A 15,660-nucleotide genomic window follows, 5' to 3' on the forward strand; every position below is an offset into this window, starting at 1 on the left:
CACCTGCGGGGCCGGTCGGAGCGGATCGGGGTGGGGCCAAGGCGGATGCCGTCGACTCTCGCGCACCGCCCAGCAGCTGCGGCAACGGGTGAGGGAGGCGCGCCGCGGGGCCCCCAGGCGCACGGGATGCCGGCGCCCCAGCATCGGCCCGCGCCGGCACCAGCGCGTGAATCGGGGTCCGGAGCGGCGGGCTCGGGGTGGGTGAGGTGGGTGATCGCGACCCTGGATCGGTCGCCGAATCGCCCGCAGCGGCACGGCCAGCGGGCGGCGGGGACGGCGAAGGCCCCGGGTCGGGGACCCGGGGCCTTCGTTGAGCTAGCTCAGTTGTACGACGTGAAGTCGTCGGTGGTGAAGCTGTCGAAGTCGACGTAGCTCAGGTCGGCGTCGCTGTAGGCGCCGTCCGAGGCGAAGATGCGGTTGGGGTACCGCTCGCTCTTGGCCTCTTCGGTCGCCTCCACCGTGACATTGCGGTACTTCGTGAGTCCGGTGCCGGCGGGGATGAGCTTTCCGATGATGACGTTCTCCTTGAGGCCCACCAGCGGGTCGCTCTTGCCGTCCATGGCCGCCTGCGTCAGGACGCGGGTGGTCTCCTGGAACGACGCGGCCGACAGCCACGACTCCGTCGCGAGCGACGCCTTCGTGATACCCATCAGCTCGGGACGACCCGACGCGGGGCGCTTGCCCTCGACCACCGCGGTGCGGTTGATCTCCTGGTAGCGCTTGAAGTCCACCAGCTCACCGGGCAGCAGGTCGGTGTCGCCGTGGTCGACGACGGTGACCTTGCGCAGCATCTGGCGCACGATGACCTCGATGTGCTTGTCGTGGATCGGCACACCCTGCGAGCGGTACACGCCCTGCACGCCGCCGACGAGGTACTTCTGCACCTCGCGGGCACCCTGCACGCGCATGACCTCCTTGGGGTCGAGCGTTCCGACCTGCAGCGGCTGGCCGACCGTGACACGCTGGCCGTCCTCGACCAGCAGCGTCGCGCGCTTGAGCACGGGGTAGACATGCGGCTCGTCGCCGTTGTCGGGCGTGAGGATGACCTTCTTGGCCTTGTCGGTCTCGTCGATCGTGATGCGACCGTCGGCCTCGGCGATCGGGGACGCGCCCTTGGGGGTGCGCGCCTCGAACAGCTCCTGCACACGGGGCAGACCCTGCGTGATGTCATCGGCGCCGGCGGTACCACCGGTGTGGAAGGTACGCATCGTCAGCTGCGTGCCGGGCTCACCGATCGACTGGGCCGCGATGATGCCGACGGCCTCGCCGATGTCGACGAGCTTGCCGGTCGCGAGCGAACGGCCGTAGCACTTCGCGCAGACACCGACGGCCGAGTCGCAGGTGAGCACCGAGCGCACCTTGATGGACTCGACACCCGCCTCGACGAGCTTGTCGATGAGCACGTCGCCCACGTCGTCACCGGCGTCGGCGAGCACCGTGCCCGCGGCATCCACCGCGTCGGCTGCCAGCGTGCGGGCGAACACCGAGTTCTCGACGTTCGCGTCGCGCACCAGGGTGCCGTCGGCGCCCGGAGCTGCGATGACGAACTCGAGGCCCTTGCTCGTGCCGCAGTCCTCCTCGCGGATGATGACATCCTGCGAGACGTCCACGAGACGACGGGTGAGGTAACCCGAGTCGGCGGTACGGAGGGCCGTGTCGGCCAGACCCTTACGGGCACCGTGCGTCGCGATGAAGTACTCCGCCACCGACAGACCCTCGCGGTACGAGGAGATGATCGGACGGGGGATGATCTCACCCTTGGGGTTGTTCACCAGGCCTCGCATACCCGCGATGTTGCGGATCTGCAGCCAGTTGCCTCGGGCGCCGGAGCTCACCATGCGGTTGATGGTGTTGTCCTCGGGGAAGTTGTCCCGCATCGCCTTCTGGATCTCGTCGGTCGCCTCGGTCCAGATCTTGATGAGCTCCTGACGACGCTCGGCGTCGGTCGTGAGGCCCTTCTCGAACTGGCCCTGCACCTTGGCGGCCTGCTTCTCGTAGCCCGCGACGATCTCGCCCTTGTTGGGCGGGGTCAGCACGTCGCTGAGGGCGACGGTCACGCCGGAGCGGGTCGCCCAGTGGAAGCCGGCGTCCTTGATGCGGTCGAGCGACGCAGCCGTCTCGGTCTTGGTGTACTCCTCGGCCAGCTTGTTGACGATCTGCGACAGCTTGCCCTTGTCGGCCTGCTCGCGAACGAACGGGTAGCCCTTGGGGAGGGTGTCGTTGAAGATCGCCTGACCGAGCGAGGCGTCCACGAGGCCGTGACGCTCGTAGCCCTCGGGGGCTTCGCCCTCGAGGAAGCTCAGACCCGGGATGCGGATGCGGACCTTGGCCTGCAGGTCGAGGGTGCCCTCGTCCTTGGCCAGGATCGCCTCGCCGACCGAACCGAACACGCGGCCCTCACCTGCGGCGCCCTGCTTGAGGGTCGTCAGGTGGTGCAGACCGATGATCATGTCCTGCGAGGGCAGGGTGACCGGACGGCCGTCGGAGGGCTTCAGGATGTTGTTCGACGCGAGCATCAGCACGCGGGCCTCAGCCTGAGCCTCGACCGACAGCGGCAGGTGCACGGCCATCTGGTCACCGTCGAAGTCGGCGTTGAACGCCGCGCAGACGAGCGGGTGCAGCTGGATGGCCTTGCCCTCGACGAGCTGAGGCTCGAAGGCCTGGATGCCCAGGCGGTGCAGGGTCGGGGCACGGTTGAGCAGCACCGGGCGCTCGCGGATGATCTCCTCGAGCACGTCCCAGACCTCGGGACGGGTGCGCTCGACGGCGCGCTTGGCGGCCTTAATGTTCTGCGAGTGACCGAGGTCGATCAGGCGCTTGATCACGAACGGCTTGAACAGCTCGAGGGCCATCTGCTTGGGCAGACCGCACTGGTGGAGCTTGAGCTGCGGGCCGACGATGATGACCGAACGGCCCGAGTAGTCCACGCGCTTGCCGAGCAGGTTCTGGCGGAAACGACCCTGCTTGCCCTTCAGCATGTCGCTGAGGGACTTGAGGGCACGGTTGCCGGTACCGGTGACGGGGCGACCGCGGCGGCCGTTGTCGAACAGGGCGTCGACGGCCTCCTGCAGCATGCGCTTCTCGTTGTTGACGATGATCTCGGGGGCACCGAGGTCGATCAGGCGACGGAGGCGGTTGTTGCGGTTGATCACGCGACGGTACAGGTCGTTGAGGTCGGAGGTCGCGAAGCGGCCACCGTCGAGCTGGACCATGGGACGCAGCTCCGGCGGGATCACCGGGACGACGTCGAGCACCATCGCGGCCGGCGACATGCCGGTCTGCAGGAACGAGTTGACGACCTTCAGACGCTTGATCGCGCGGATCTTGCGCTGGCCCTTGCCCTCGGAGATCTGCAGGTGCAGGTTCTCCGACTCGGCGGCCAGGTCGAAGGCCTGCAGACGACGCTGGATCGACTCGGCGCCCATGTAGGCCTCGAAGTACTGACCGAAGCGGTCCTGCAGCTCGTGGAAGACGTCGTCCTCCTGCTTGAGCTGACCCACCTCGAGCGTGCGGAACTCCTCCCACATGCGCTCGAGCTTGGCGATCTGCTCGTCGAGGTTCTTGCGGATGGATGCCATGTCCTTCTCGGCGGCATCCTTGACCTTCTTCTTCTGGTCGGCCTTGGCGCCTTCCTCCTCGAGCGCGGCGAGCTCCTCCTCCAGCTTGGCGAGGCGGGAGGCGATGCGGGCGTCGCGACGGTCTCCGAGGTTCTTGATCTCGAGGCGCAGGTTCGACTCGTGCGTGGGGAGGTCGCGGTGGCGGGCCTCCTCATCGACCGAGATGACCATGTAGGCGGCGAAGTAGATGACCTTCTCGAGGTCCTTCGGCGCCATGTCCAGCAGGTAGCCGAGGCGCGAGGGCACGCCCTTGAAGTACCAGATGTGGGTGACGGGGGCGGCGAGCTCGATGTGGCCCATGCGCTCACGACGCACCGAGGACTTGGTGACCTCGACGCCGCAGCGCTCGCAGACGATGCCCTTGAAGCGGACGCGCTTGTACTTGCCGCAGGCGCACTCCCAGTCGCGGGAAGGTCCGAAGATCTGCTCGCCGAACAGACCGTCCTTCTCGGGCTTGAGGGTGCGGTAGTTGATGGTCTCGGGCTTCTTGACCTCGCCGTAGGACCAACGACGGATGTCGTCGGCGGTGGCCAGGCCGATGCGAAGCTGATCGAAGGTGTGTGACTCGAGCACTGATTCTCCTGTGTGCTTAAAAACTTCGGTGATTGAGTGGGCGGCGCAGCCGCCCTATCGAAATCGGCCGGATCAGATCTCGTCGATGGACGAGGACTCGAAGCGGCTGGAGATGTTGATGCCGAGCTCTTCCGCCGCGCGGAAGGCCTCATCGTCGGTGTCGCGGAGGTTGACCTCGGTACCGTCGGCCGAGAGGACCTCGACGTTCAGGCACAGCGACTGCATCTCCTTCATGAGCACCTTGAAGGACTCGGGGATGCCGGGCTCCTGGATGTTCTCACCCTTGACGATCGCCTCGTAGACCTTGACGCGGCCCACGATGTCGTCGGACTTGATCGTCAGGAGCTCCTGCAGCGCGTAGGCGGCACCGTAGGCCTCGAGGGCCCACACCTCCATCTCACCGAAGCGCTGACCGCCGAACTGCGCCTTACCACCGAGCGGCTGCTGGGTGATCATCGAGTACGGGCCGGTCGAGCGGGCGTGGATCTTGTCGTCGACGAGGTGGTGCAGCTTCAGGATGTACATGTAGCCGACCGAGATCGGGGCCGGGAACGGGTCACCGCTGCGGCCGTCGAAGAGCACCGTCTTGCCCGAGCCGCCGATGAGGCGGTCGCCGTCGCGGTTGGGGAGGGTCGAGTCGAGCAGACCGACGATCTCCTCCTCGCGCGCACCGTCGAACACCGGGGTGGCAACCTTGGTGCCGGGAGCGGCCTCGCGGGCGGCCTCCGGCAGCTCCTTGGCCCACTCCGGCGAGCCGTCGACCTTCCAGCCCTGCTTCGCGATCCACCCGAGGTGGGTCTCGAGCACCTGGCCGAAGTTCATGCGGCCGGGGATGCCGAGCGGGTTGAGCACGACGTCGACGGGGGTGCCGTCGGCGAGGAAGGGCATGTCCTCGACGGGGAGGATCTTCGCGATGACGCCCTTGTTGCCATGACGACCGGCGAGCTTGTCACCCTCGGTGATCTTGCGCTTCTGGGCGATGTACACCACGACGCGACGGTTGACGCCCGAGCCGAGCTCGTCGTCGCCGTCTTCGGCGTTGAACTCCTTGACCGCGATGATCGTGCCCTGCTCGCCGTGAGGCACCTTCAGGGACGTGTCGCGCACCTCGCGGCTCTTCTCGTTGAAGATCGCGCGGAGCAGGCGCTCCTCGGCCGACAGCTCGGTCTCACCCTTGGGCGTGACCTTGCCGACGAGGATGTCGCCAGGACGCACCTCGGCGCCGATGCGGACGATGCCGCGCTCGTCGAGGTCCTTCAGCAGGTCGGGGCTGACGTTGGGGAGGTCACGGGTGATCTCCTCCTTGCCGAGCTTGGTGTCGCGCGCGTCGACCTCGTACTCCTCGATGTGGATCGAGGAGAGCGTGTCGTTCTTGACGAGCTCCTGGCTGAGGATGATGGCGTCCTCGAAGTTGTGACCCTCCCACGTCATGAAGGCGACGAGGAGGTTCTTGCCGATGGCCAGCTCACCGTTCTCGGTGGCGGGGCCGTCGGCGAGGACCTCGCCCACCTCGACGCGGTCGCCGGCGGAGACGATGACGCGCTGGTTGTAGGAGTTGCCCTGGTTGGAGCGGTCGAACTTGCGCAGGAAGTAGTCCTGCGTGCCGCCCTCGTCGAGCTGCACGGTCACGACGTCGGCCGAGACCTCGAGCACGACACCGGCCTTCTCGGCGGTGACGACGTCACCGGCGTCGATGGCGGCGTAGCCCTCCATACCGGTGCCCACGAGCGGCGAGTCGCTGCGCAGCAGCGGCACGGCCTGACGCTGCATGTTCGCACCCATGAGGGCGCGGTTGGCGTCGTCGTGCTCGAGGAACGGGATGAGCGAGGTACCCACCGACACCATCTGGCGCGGCGAGACGTCCATGTAGCCGATCTCGTCGGCGTGGAACAGGTCGACCTCGCCACCCTGGCCACGGCGGGCGAGCACGCGGTCGCTGGCGAACGAGCCGTCGGCGGCGAGCTCCACACCGGCCTGGGCGACGATGTAGTCGGCCTCCTGCGAGGCGGTCAGGTAGTCGATGTTGTCGGTGACCTTGCCCTCGACCACGCGACGGTACGGCGTCTCGATGAAGCCGAACGCGTTGATGCGGGCGAACGAGGCGAGCGAGCCGATGAGGCCGATGTTCGGGCCTTCCGGAGTCTCGATCGGGCACATGCGGCCGTAGTGCGAGGGGTGGACGTCACGAACCTCGACGCCGGCACGCTCACGCGACAGACCACCGGGGCCCAGCGCCGAGAGGCGACGCTTGTGGGTCAGACCCGCGAGCGGGTTGTTCTGGTCCATGAACTGCGACAGCTGCGAGGTTCCGAAGAACTCCTTGATCGCGGCGACGACGGGGCGCACGTTGATCAGGGTCTGCGGCGTGATCGCCTCGATGTCCTGCGTGGTCATGCGCTCGCGGACGACGCGCTCCATGCGAGACAGACCGGTGCGGACCTGGTTCTGGATGAGCTCGCCGACGGCGCGGATGCGACGGTTGCCGAAGTTGTCGATGTCGTCGATGTCGAGACGGATCTCGGCGGGCTGGCCGCCGCGGACGCCGTTGATCGACGCGTCGCCGCGGTGCAGCGCGACGAGGTACTTGATCGTCGCGACGATGTCGGCGACGGTGAGCACGGAGTCGGAGAGGGGGCCCTCGAGACCGAGCTTCTGGTTGATCTTGTACCGGCCGACCTTGGCGAGGTCGTAGCGCTTCGGGTTGAAGTAGAAGTTGTCCAGCAGCGCGCGGGCGGCCTCGGCGGCGACCTGCTCGCCCGGACGCAGCTTGCGGTAGATGTCGCGCAGCGCGTCTTCCTTGGTGAGGATCGTGTCCTTGCTGAGGGTGTCCTCGATGGACTCGAAGCCGGCGAACTCGGCGAGGATGTCCTCGCTCGACAGGCCGAGGGCCTTGAGGAAGACGGTCACCGACTGCTTGCGCTTGCGGTCGATGCGCACGCCGACCTGGTCGCGCTTGTCGATCTCGAACTCGAGCCAGGCGCCGCGGCTGGGGATGACGCGCGCCGAGACGATGTCCTTGTCGGAGGTCTTGTCGGGCGTCTTGTCGAAGTAGACGCCGGGCGAGCGCACGAGCTGCGAGACGACGACACGCTCGGTGCCGTTGATGATGAAGGTGCCGCGACCGGTCTGGAGCGGGAAGTCGCCCATGAAGACCGTCTGGGTCTTGATCTCACCGGTGAGGTGGTTCATGAACTCGGCCTCGACGTAGAGCGGGGCGGCGTAGGTCTTGCCACGCTCCTTGCACTCTTCGATCGAGTACTTCTCGGGCTCGAGGTAGGGGTTCGTGAACGAGAGCTGCATGGTCTCGCCGAGGTCCTCGATGGGCGAGATCTCCTCGAAGATCTCCTCGAGTCCGCTGGTGTTGGGCACGTCGGTGCGACCGGCGGCCTCCGCCTCGGCGACACGGTTCTTCCATGCGTCGTTGCCGACGAGCCAGTCGAAGGACTCGGTCTGCAGCGCCAGCAGGTCGGGGACCGTGAGCGTGTCGGTGATCTTCGCGAACGACAGACGCGATGCGCCGCGGCCGTTCTTGGGGGTGGTGGAATTGGTTGCGTTGCGCGCAGCAGCCAAGGGGATTACCTCCGTGGGCCCGGGACGGGCCGGTGTCCTTGTCGTCAGGTGGAGTGCTCCCAGGTCCGACGCCTGCGGCATCCACCGTCTTCATCGGGACGGGGCGCAGGCACAAGCCGACCACCATATGAAGGCAAGGGGGACGGGAGCGCAACTACCCACTATACGCATCGAGACACGCCATGTCCAGCAGGTTCCTTGACGAGTTTCGGATGCTGCGGTATAACCGCGTGGCCAGACCTCAGCGGGTGTGGCGGAAGCGCACCCGGGTGCCCGGGCGTGCCTGCGCGAGGGCGTCGAGCGAGTCGTCGGCGACCACCGCGATGACGGGGTAGCCGCCGGTGACGGGCCCGTCGGGTCCGAGGATCACGGGCTGTCCGCTCGGCGGCACCTGGATCGCGCCGGGGAGCATGCCTTCGCTGGGCAGTTCGGCGGTGCGGATGCGCGCGAGCGCGGGGCCGTCGAGGCGGATGCCGACGCGGTCGGCCTCGTTCGAGACTGTCCACACGGCGTCGAAGAGCGCCCGGTGGGCGGCGGGAGTGAACCAGTCGGCGCGGGGCCCCGGGGCGAGGGCGACCTCGAGTGCGGTGTCGTCCGGCGGCGACCAGGGGTGCAGATCGGATGCCGGGACGGGAGCGACCGCTTCCCCCGCGAGCGCCAGGGCGCTGCCGGCGGCCAGGGCGGGCGGGCCGAGGCCGGAGAGCGAGTCGGTGGACCGCGAGCGGGCGACGGCGGGGGCCTCGACGCCGCCGCGGACGGCGAGGTAGGCGCGCGCGCCGTGGGCGGCCCAGTCGATGTGGAGCTCCTCCCCCGCCGGCCACGGCACGGCGGTGTAGGGGTCGACCGCGCGCCCGCCGATGCGCACGGGGCCCCACGCCCCGGTGACGGCGACCCAGAGGTCGGCGCGTGCGGTGGCGCGGAAGCCGCCGAGGGCGATCTCGATGCCGGCGGCCGCTTCGGGGTTGCCGACGAGGCGGTTCGCGGTGCGCAGCGCCCCGCGGTCGGCGGCGCCGGCGGGGGCGATCCCCTCGGCGAGGTGGCCGGGGCGGCCGAGGTCTTGCACGGTCGCGCGCAGTCCCGGGTCGCGCACGACCAGCGCGGGGGCGGCCGGCGGGGTCGCGGGCGGCGTCGACGACTGCGCAGGCGCCGGCGCACCGATCGTCGCGGTGGCGGGGACGACGACGACGCGCACGCGGCTGCCGGGGGCGAGGAGCGCGGGCGGGTCGGCGGCGGGGTCGAACAGCGGCGCTGCGGTGGTGCCGATCAGCTGCCAGCCGCCCGGGGTCTCGCGCGGGTAGGCGCCGGTGAAGGCGCCGGCCAGGCCCACCGCTCCCTGCGGGACGCGGGTGCGCGGGGCGGTGAGGCGCGGCACGTCGAGGGTCCAGTCGGGGCTCACCAGGTAGCCGAACCCCGGGGCGAAGCCGGTGAAGGCGACGGTCCACGCCGCGGCGGCGTGCCGGGCGGCGAGCGCGTCGGGCGACATGCCCAGCAGCGCTGCGACGGCGTGCAGGTCGGCGCCGTCGTAGGTGATGGGCAGGTCGACCACGGATGCCGGACGCGGAGGCGCCGACGCCGCTGCCGAGGTGTCGAGAAGCCAGCCGCGGGCCGCGGCGAGGGTCAGCCGTGCCGGGTCGACGTGCACGAGCACGGTGCGCGCGGCGGGCACGAGGTCGATGACCCCCGGCGGCCGGGTGGACTGCAGCCGCGTGTGCAGCGCGAGCACGTCGTCGAGCGTGTCGACCTCGGCCAGCACCGCGCGGTCGCCGAACGGCCGCAGCCGCGGAACCGTGTCGCCGGGCGCGACGCCCCCGGGATCGGCACCACTCGGAATGGGAACCCCGGGAACGGGGCCGCCGTGAGCGGAGCCCCTGGGGACGGGGCCGCCGCTCACCATGGCGCGCGGATCTCGACGCCCGCGGCCTGCAGCGCCGCGCGCACGGCGCGGGCCATGGCGACGGCGCCGGGCGAGTCGCCGTGCACGCACAGCGAGACGGCGTCGGCGCGCACGAGCGTGCCGTCGACGGCCTCGACGACGCCGTCGCGCGCGAGCCGCACCGCGCGGGCGGCGACGAGGTCGGGATCGGCGAGCAGGGCGCCGGGCTCGCCGCGCGGCACGAGCGACCCGTCGGGCAGGTAGCCGCGGTCGAGGAACGCCTCGACCCGGAAGGGCAGGCCCGCCGCGGCGGCGGCGTCGGAGATCGCCCCGGGCAGCCCCAGCACCGGCAGCGCCCGCCCGAGCGTGCGCGACAGGTCGGCGACGGCGCCCACCACCGCCTGCGCCTGCGCGGGGTCAGCCTGCACCGCGTGGTAGAGCGCGCCGTGGGGCTTGACGTAGCGCACGTCGGCGCCGGCGGCGACGAGCGCGGCCAGCTGCCCGGCGACGCTCGCGCCGAGGGCCTCGGCGGTCATCTCGATGCGCGTGCGGCCGAAGCCGGCCCGGTCGGGATAGGAGGGGTGCGCCCCGACGGCCACGCCGAACCGGCGCGCGCGGGCCGCGGCATCCGCCATCGAGAGGGCGTCGCCGGCGTGCGCCCCGCAGGCGACCGAGGCGGAGGACACGACGGCGAACATGGCGTCGTCGTCGGCGGTCGGGACGCCGTCGACGGTCTCGCCGAGGTCCGCGTTGAGGTCGATCGCCGGCATGGCTCCACGGTACCGGGAGCGGCCCCGACGCGGCGGGCCGGACGGCGTCGCGCCGGTAGCGTGGGCACATGGCCCGTGCACACGTCGAAGAACCCGCCCCGCAGGTGCGGCTGAGCGACGGGACGATCGCGCGCGTCGTGCCGAGCCGGTTCGCGGCGGGCTGGGAGCTCGACGTCGACGGCACCCCGCAGTCGCACGTCGACCTCGACGACCCGACGCACCTGCACTTCGAGTACGTCGCCCGGATGGCCGCCGTGATCGATCAGCTGCGGATGCCGGGGCAGCCGCTGACGGCCGTGCACCTCGGCGCCGGCGCCCTCACCCTGCCCCGCTACATCGAGCACAGCCGCCCCGGCTCGCGGCAGCAGGTGGTGGAGCTGGAGCAGCCGCTGGTCGACCTGGTGCGCAGCGCCCTGCCGCTGCCGCGCGGCGGCCAGCTGCGGGTGCGTATCGGCGACGCCCGCGACGTGGCCTCGCGCCTGCCCGCAGGGCTCGTGGGAGCGGCCGACCTGGTGGTGTCGGATGTATTTGCCGGCGCGCAGACCCCCGCGCACCTCACGAGCATCGAGTACTTCCAGGTGCTGGCGCGCCTGCTCTCCCCCGAGGGCGTGCTGCTGGTGAACGTCGCCGACGGGGCGGGCCTGGCCTTCGCGCGTCGCGAGGTCGCGACCGTGCGCGAGGTGCTGCCGCACACGATCGTGCTGGCCGAAGTGCAGACGCTGAAGGGCCGCCGGTTCGGCAACCTGGTGATCGCCGCGTCGGCCGCGCCGCTGCCCACCGGCTGGCTGCCGCGCCTCATGGCCGCCGGCCCCCACCCCGCGAAGGTGGCGCAGGGCGCCGAGATCGACGAGTTCGTGCGCGGCGCCCGGGTGGTCACCGACGCCGACGCGACCGCGTCGCCCAAGCCCGCGTCGTCCGTCTTCGACGTCTGACCGGGGCGCTCCCGGCGTGCCCGGAGCACTTTCCCGGGCGGCCGGGTGAGACTGGACGGCGAGCCTGGTGGGGGCGAAGGGAGTCACGTGAGCTACATCCTCGGTTACGATCCGGAGACCCTGCGCGAGCAGGTCGACTTGGCGCGGTGCCGCGACCGACTGGACGAGCTGGGCGACCAGCGCAGTCTCGCGGCCCTGCTCGAGCGGGTGTGGCTGCTGAAGGTGCTCGACCGGCTCGACGAGGCGCTGACGGTGTCGGAGCAGTCGGTGCGCGTGGCCCGCATGGCCGGTCCCCGCAAAGACCTGCTGCGCGCCCGCATCCTGCACGCGACGATCCTGCAGATGCGCGGCGCCTACGCCGCCGCCGAGCAGGAGCTGACCACCTGCGCCGACGAGGCCGAGGGCCAGGGCTGGGCGGCGCTGGCCGCGTTCGCGCTGCAGCACCGCGGCAAGGTGCACTTCGACGCCGGCGAGTTCGACGAGGCCCGCAGCGACTTCAAGCGCACGCTGTTCCTGCGCCAGGAGTCGGGCGCGCCCGAAGACCAGCTGGAGTCGACGCTGCTGGCCATCGAAGCCGCCGACCGCCGCCGCAGCCGCGTGGCGAGCTGACCGCGCCCCGCGTGTCGTAGGTATGTTCTAGCGTTCTCGCATGTCAGAACCCGCTCACGTCCGCCGCGAGGCGGAGCTGCTCATCGCGACGCACCTGGATGCCGGGTGGTCGTTCGCCTTCGACAACGCCAAGCGTCGCGCGGGGGCGTGCGACTACACCCGGCGTCGCATCACCGTGTCGCGTTACCTGTCGGCGCGCTACGACGACGAGACCAACCACCAGACCCTCCTGCACGAGGTCGCCCACGCCCTCGCCGGCGCCGAAGCCGGCCACGGCGCGCGCTGGAAGCGGGTCGCGCGGTCGATCGGGTACACCGGCGGCACCACCCATCACGGCGAGACGGCCACCGAGCTCGCCCCGTGGGTGGGCGTGTGCCCGGCCGGGCACGTGGCCTACCGGCACCGCCAGGCGACGCGGGCGACGTCGTGCGCGAAGTGCTCGCGCCGGTTCGACGAACGGTTCCTCTTCCAGTGGAACCGGCGCGAGATCACCCCGGCCACCCGCCTGTCGGCGATGACGCCGCGCTGAAGCGGCCCCGGCGCTCAGGCCCCCGCGAACACGCCGGCGCGCAGCAGCGGCACCGCGTCGGTGTCGTCGACCACGGCGGCCGCCAACACCTCGTCGCGGCGACCCGCGTCGATGAGCTCCTGCCCCGAACCGGATGCCGTGAGCAGATGCCGGGTCGCCCCGCGCAGTCCGCGGAACGCCTCGCAGGCCGCCGCCGCCTCGGGAGCGGTGTGGTCGATGCCCAGCGCGCTGAGCGCGTCGACGACGGCGCCCGCCCCGAGCAGGTCTTCCACGGCGACGCGCACCGGGCCGCTGCGCCCGTCGCGCTCCCCCGCCGCGATGACGGCGATGGAGGTGCGTGCGGCGCGGCGCGTCTGCTCGGCGAGCACGGCGCGGGCCACGGCCGCGGCGTTGCGCAGGCAGCCCAGCAGCACCACCGCACCGGTGCCGGCTGCCCGCTCGGCGACCGCGGCGCCGTTGAGCGACACCGCGTGGGCGGCCTCATCCAGCGGCACCGCCTCGCCGCCGGCGACGGCGGCGGTGACCGTGGACGAGAACCGCAGCACGTCGACGACGATCACGACGTCGGCGGGGGCCAGACGGTCGAGACCGTCGACGCCCCACTCGAGGCGGACCTGATAGCGGGACTGGTCGAACGGCGAGCTCACCGCAACAGCGTACGCGGCGGGCGCGGTCAGGCTCGGGCGTCGACGGTGGGCGCCAGGGCGAGCACCAGTCGCAGCACGTTGCGGGCGGTGCGCTGCAGCTCGCCGAGCGTGATGCCCTCGGGCTGCGCATACGAGGCGAGGATCGTCTCGTCGGCGTAGGCCTGCGGCCCCTCGTCGGTCTTGACCCCGCCCGGCATGAGCACGTCGACCTGCGCGCGCACACGGTAGGCGTTGTCGGCGAGGGCCGGGAAGTCGGGGTCGACGGCATCCTCCATCCACCAGTCGGTGATGACGGTGCCGGTGAAGCCCCACTCGTCACGCAGGATCGTGGTGACCAGATCGTGGTGGTAGTGCGCCCACACGCCGTTGATCTGGTTGTACGAGGTCATGAGGGCCAGCGGCCGCGCCTCGCGGATGCACAGCTCGAACCCGCGCAGGTAGATCTCGCGCAGCGCGCGCTCCGAGACGCGCGAGTCGTTGCGGGTGCGGTTGGTCTCCTGGTTGTTGGCGGCGAAGTGCTTGGGGCACGCGGCCACGCCGTTGGCCTGCACGCCCTGCACGACCGCGGCAGCGGTGCGGCCGGTGACCAGGGGGTCTTCGGAGAAGTACTCGAAGTTGCGGCCGCACAGCGGGTCGCGGTGGATGTTCATGCCGGGGCTCAGCAGCACGTCGGAGCCCTTGCGCACCATCTCCTCGCCGTGGCGGGTGGTGAGCTCGCGCACGAGCGGCAGGTTCCAGGTGGAGGCCAGCGCGGTGCCGCACGGCAGCAGCGAGGCGTACGCCGAGACACGGATGCCGGAGGGTCCGTCGGTCGTGGTGATCGGGCGCACGCCCTTGGCGCGCAGCGACTCGGCCACCCCGCCCAGCACGCCGGCGTTGCCGGCGACGCCCAGCGGGCTGTGCATCGTGACGTCGCCGCGGGCCAGCAGCGACAGCTCCTCGACGCTCAGCTGCGCGAGGAACGCGTCGAGCTCGGCGGTGCCGGCGGCCACGTCGTCGAGGTGGATGCCGCGGTCGCCGGTGAGGGGCACCTCGGCGGGGAGGGTGTCGAGGATGCGGGCGCGACGGGACACGGTGGCCGTGGGCACGTCCTCCCATCCGGCGACGGCGCGGCCGTCGGCGTCGGTCGCCCGAGTCATGCGGGGGAAGGCGTGCACGGGGGCGGCGGCCTCGGTCACCTGGCGCACCACCTGCGGCTCGTCCTGCGTCACGACGCCGGCACGGGAGGCCGAGCGCACGTCGGTGCCGACGTGGATGACGTAGTCGCCGGCCTCGCGCACCCATGCGCTGCGGTGACCGGTGGCGCCGGTGTCGTCGTAGGAGGCGAGGTCGTCGAGGGCGATCTCGATGCGGACGCGCTCGCTCTCTCCGGGGGCGAGCAGGGCGGTCTTGGCGAATCCGGCCAGGCGCCGCGCCGGCTGCGAGAGCGCCACCGACGGGGCCTCGATGTAGACCTGCACGGTCTCTTTGCCGCTGTGCCGGTCGCCGGTGTTGCGCACGTCGGCCACGACGGCGAGGGTGCCGCCGTCGACGGCCGTCTGGATCACGTCGACGGCGAACGTGGCGTAGCCCAGGCCGAAGCCGAACGGGTACTGCACGCGCTCGGGGGCGAAGGTCTCGAAGTAGCGGTAGCCGACGAAGATGTCTTCGCGGTACTCGTTGCGATCGGGGTCGCCGAAGTTGTCGGAGCTCGGGTAGTCGGCGTACGACCAGGCGATCGTGTCGGTGAGCTTGCCGCTCGGGGCGACCTCGCCCGCCAGCACGGCGGCGACGGCGCGCGCGCCCTCCATGCCGCCCTGCCAGGCGTAGAGCACGGCGGCGATGCGCGGGCCGTAGCCGGCGATCCACGAGAGGTCCATGACGTTGCCCGCGTCGATGACGACGACGGTGTGCGGGAAGGCCGCGGTGACGGCATCCAGCATCGCCCGCTCGTCGGCGGTGAGGTGGAAGCTGCCGTCTTCGAGGGTGCTCTCGCGGGCCTCGCCGGCGGCGCGACCGATCACGACGATCGCGGTGTCGGCGCGCTCGGCGGCGGCGGTGACCAGGGCGGGGTCGAGCGGCATCTCGGGGAAGTGGTGCGGCCACTGGCCCCAGGTGCCGTCGTGACGGGGACGGTTCTCGCCCGACCAGGCGGTGTAGGCGGCGGCCAGCTCCGCGTCGACCTGCACACCGGCGTCGCGCAGCCCGGCGAGCAGGTTCCAGATGTAAGGGACCTTCACGTCGCCGCCCGAGCCGTATCCGACCGCGAACCAGTCGACCTGCACCCGTCCGAACACGGCGACGGGGCGCTCGGCGCCCAGCGGCAGCGTGCCGTCGTTGGCCAGCAGCACCGCGCCCTCGGCGGCCGCCTGCCGCGCCAGTGCGGCCAGGGCGGGGTCGAGCGTGGGGTCGGTGTCGAGCAGCAGCGTCGAGATCTGCGCGACCGACTCGACGGGGGCGAGGGAGTGCGAGCGGTCGCCGGACTCGATGGCGGGGGAGAGAGGCATGGTGGGGATTCCAGTCGTGGGAGCGTTCTCACAGCGTATCGGGCCAGTATGCCA

9 protein-coding genes are annotated in these 15,660 nt (G+C 71.1%); 3 read left to right on the top strand and 6 right to left on the bottom strand.

Translation table 11 applies throughout. The annotated features are described in order from the left end of the window. Positions 1 to 320: 320 nt before the first annotated feature. The 4 genes from N3K63_RS02300 to pxpA form a co-directional block, all read right to left on the bottom strand. Complete coding sequence (locus N3K63_RS02300) at positions 321 to 4,190, bottom strand: DNA-directed RNA polymerase subunit beta' (RefSeq protein WP_261578340.1); 3,870 nt, start codon at positions 4,188 to 4,190, stop codon at positions 321 to 323. A 72-nt stretch (positions 4,191 to 4,262) separates the two neighbouring features. After that, positions 4,263 to 7,760, bottom strand: coding sequence for a DNA-directed RNA polymerase subunit beta (gene rpoB, locus N3K63_RS02305; protein WP_261578341.1), 3,498 nt, complete (start codon positions 7,758 to 7,760; stop codon positions 4,263 to 4,265). Between the two features lie 241 nt (positions 7,761 to 8,001). Beyond that, entirely contained in the window at positions 8,002 to 9,513 is a 1,512-nt protein-coding gene (locus tag N3K63_RS02310) for a 5-oxoprolinase subunit B/C family protein (protein WP_390894909.1), read from the bottom strand. Between the two features lie 134 nt (positions 9,514 to 9,647). Further along, a complete protein-coding gene (pxpA, locus tag N3K63_RS02315) occupies positions 9,648 to 10,403 on the bottom strand; it encodes a 5-oxoprolinase subunit PxpA (protein ID WP_261578342.1) in 756 nt (251 codons plus the stop codon). A gap of 68 nt (positions 10,404 to 10,471) precedes the next feature. Here pxpA and N3K63_RS02320 point away from each other — a divergent pair, with 68 nt between their 5' ends. The 3 genes from N3K63_RS02320 (at position 10,472) to N3K63_RS02330 (ending at position 12,473) form a co-directional block, all read left to right on the top strand. Further along, on the top strand, positions 10,472 to 11,335 hold the full coding sequence (locus tag N3K63_RS02320; RefSeq protein ID WP_261578343.1) for a spermidine synthase: 864 nt from the start codon (positions 10,472 to 10,474) through the stop codon (positions 11,333 to 11,335). An 87-nt stretch (positions 11,336 to 11,422) separates the two neighbouring features. Continuing rightward, complete coding sequence (locus tag N3K63_RS02325; RefSeq protein ID WP_261578344.1) at positions 11,423 to 11,944, top strand: hypothetical protein; 522 nt, start codon at positions 11,423 to 11,425, stop codon at positions 11,942 to 11,944. A gap of 40 nt (positions 11,945 to 11,984) precedes the next feature. Continuing rightward, positions 11,985 to 12,473: a SprT-like domain-containing protein gene (locus N3K63_RS02330; RefSeq protein WP_261578345.1), complete on the top strand. Its 489-nt coding sequence runs from the start codon at positions 11,985 to 11,987 to the stop codon at positions 12,471 to 12,473. 14 nt (positions 12,474 to 12,487) lie between these two features. Here N3K63_RS02330 and N3K63_RS02335 read toward each other — a convergent pair whose 3' ends face one another. Both N3K63_RS02335 and N3K63_RS02340 read right to left on the bottom strand, forming a co-directional pair. After that, complete coding sequence (locus N3K63_RS02335) at positions 12,488 to 13,120, bottom strand: 2-phosphosulfolactate phosphatase (RefSeq protein WP_261578346.1); 633 nt, start codon at positions 13,118 to 13,120, stop codon at positions 12,488 to 12,490. Positions 13,121 to 13,146: 26 nt separating this feature from the next. Then, positions 13,147 to 15,606: a glycoside hydrolase family 3 protein gene (locus N3K63_RS02340; protein WP_261578347.1), complete on the bottom strand. Its 2,460-nt coding sequence runs from the start codon at positions 15,604 to 15,606 to the stop codon at positions 13,147 to 13,149. Between the last annotated feature and the right edge of the window lie 54 nt (positions 15,607 to 15,660).

Source organism: Microbacterium festucae, assembly GCF_025421715.1.
GTDB classification, from domain to species: Bacteria; Actinomycetota; Actinomycetes; order Actinomycetales; family Microbacteriaceae; genus Microbacterium; species Microbacterium festucae.

Bases quoted from the DNA above. Each gene is read 5' to 3' on its own strand.
- pxpA (WP_261578342.1), bottom strand. From the start codon at position 10,403: ATGCCGGCGATCGACCTCAACGCGGACCTCGGCGAGACCGTCGACGGC.
- N3K63_RS02320 (WP_261578343.1), top strand. From the start codon at position 10,472: ATGGCCCGTGCACACGTCGAAGAACCCGCCCCGCAGGTGCGGCTGAGC.
- N3K63_RS02330 (WP_261578345.1), top strand. From the start codon at position 11,985: ATGTCAGAACCCGCTCACGTCCGCCGCGAGGCGGAGCTGCTCATCGCG.
- N3K63_RS02340 (WP_261578347.1), bottom strand. From the start codon at position 15,606: ATGCCTCTCTCCCCCGCCATCGAGTCCGGCGACCGCTCGCACTCCCTC.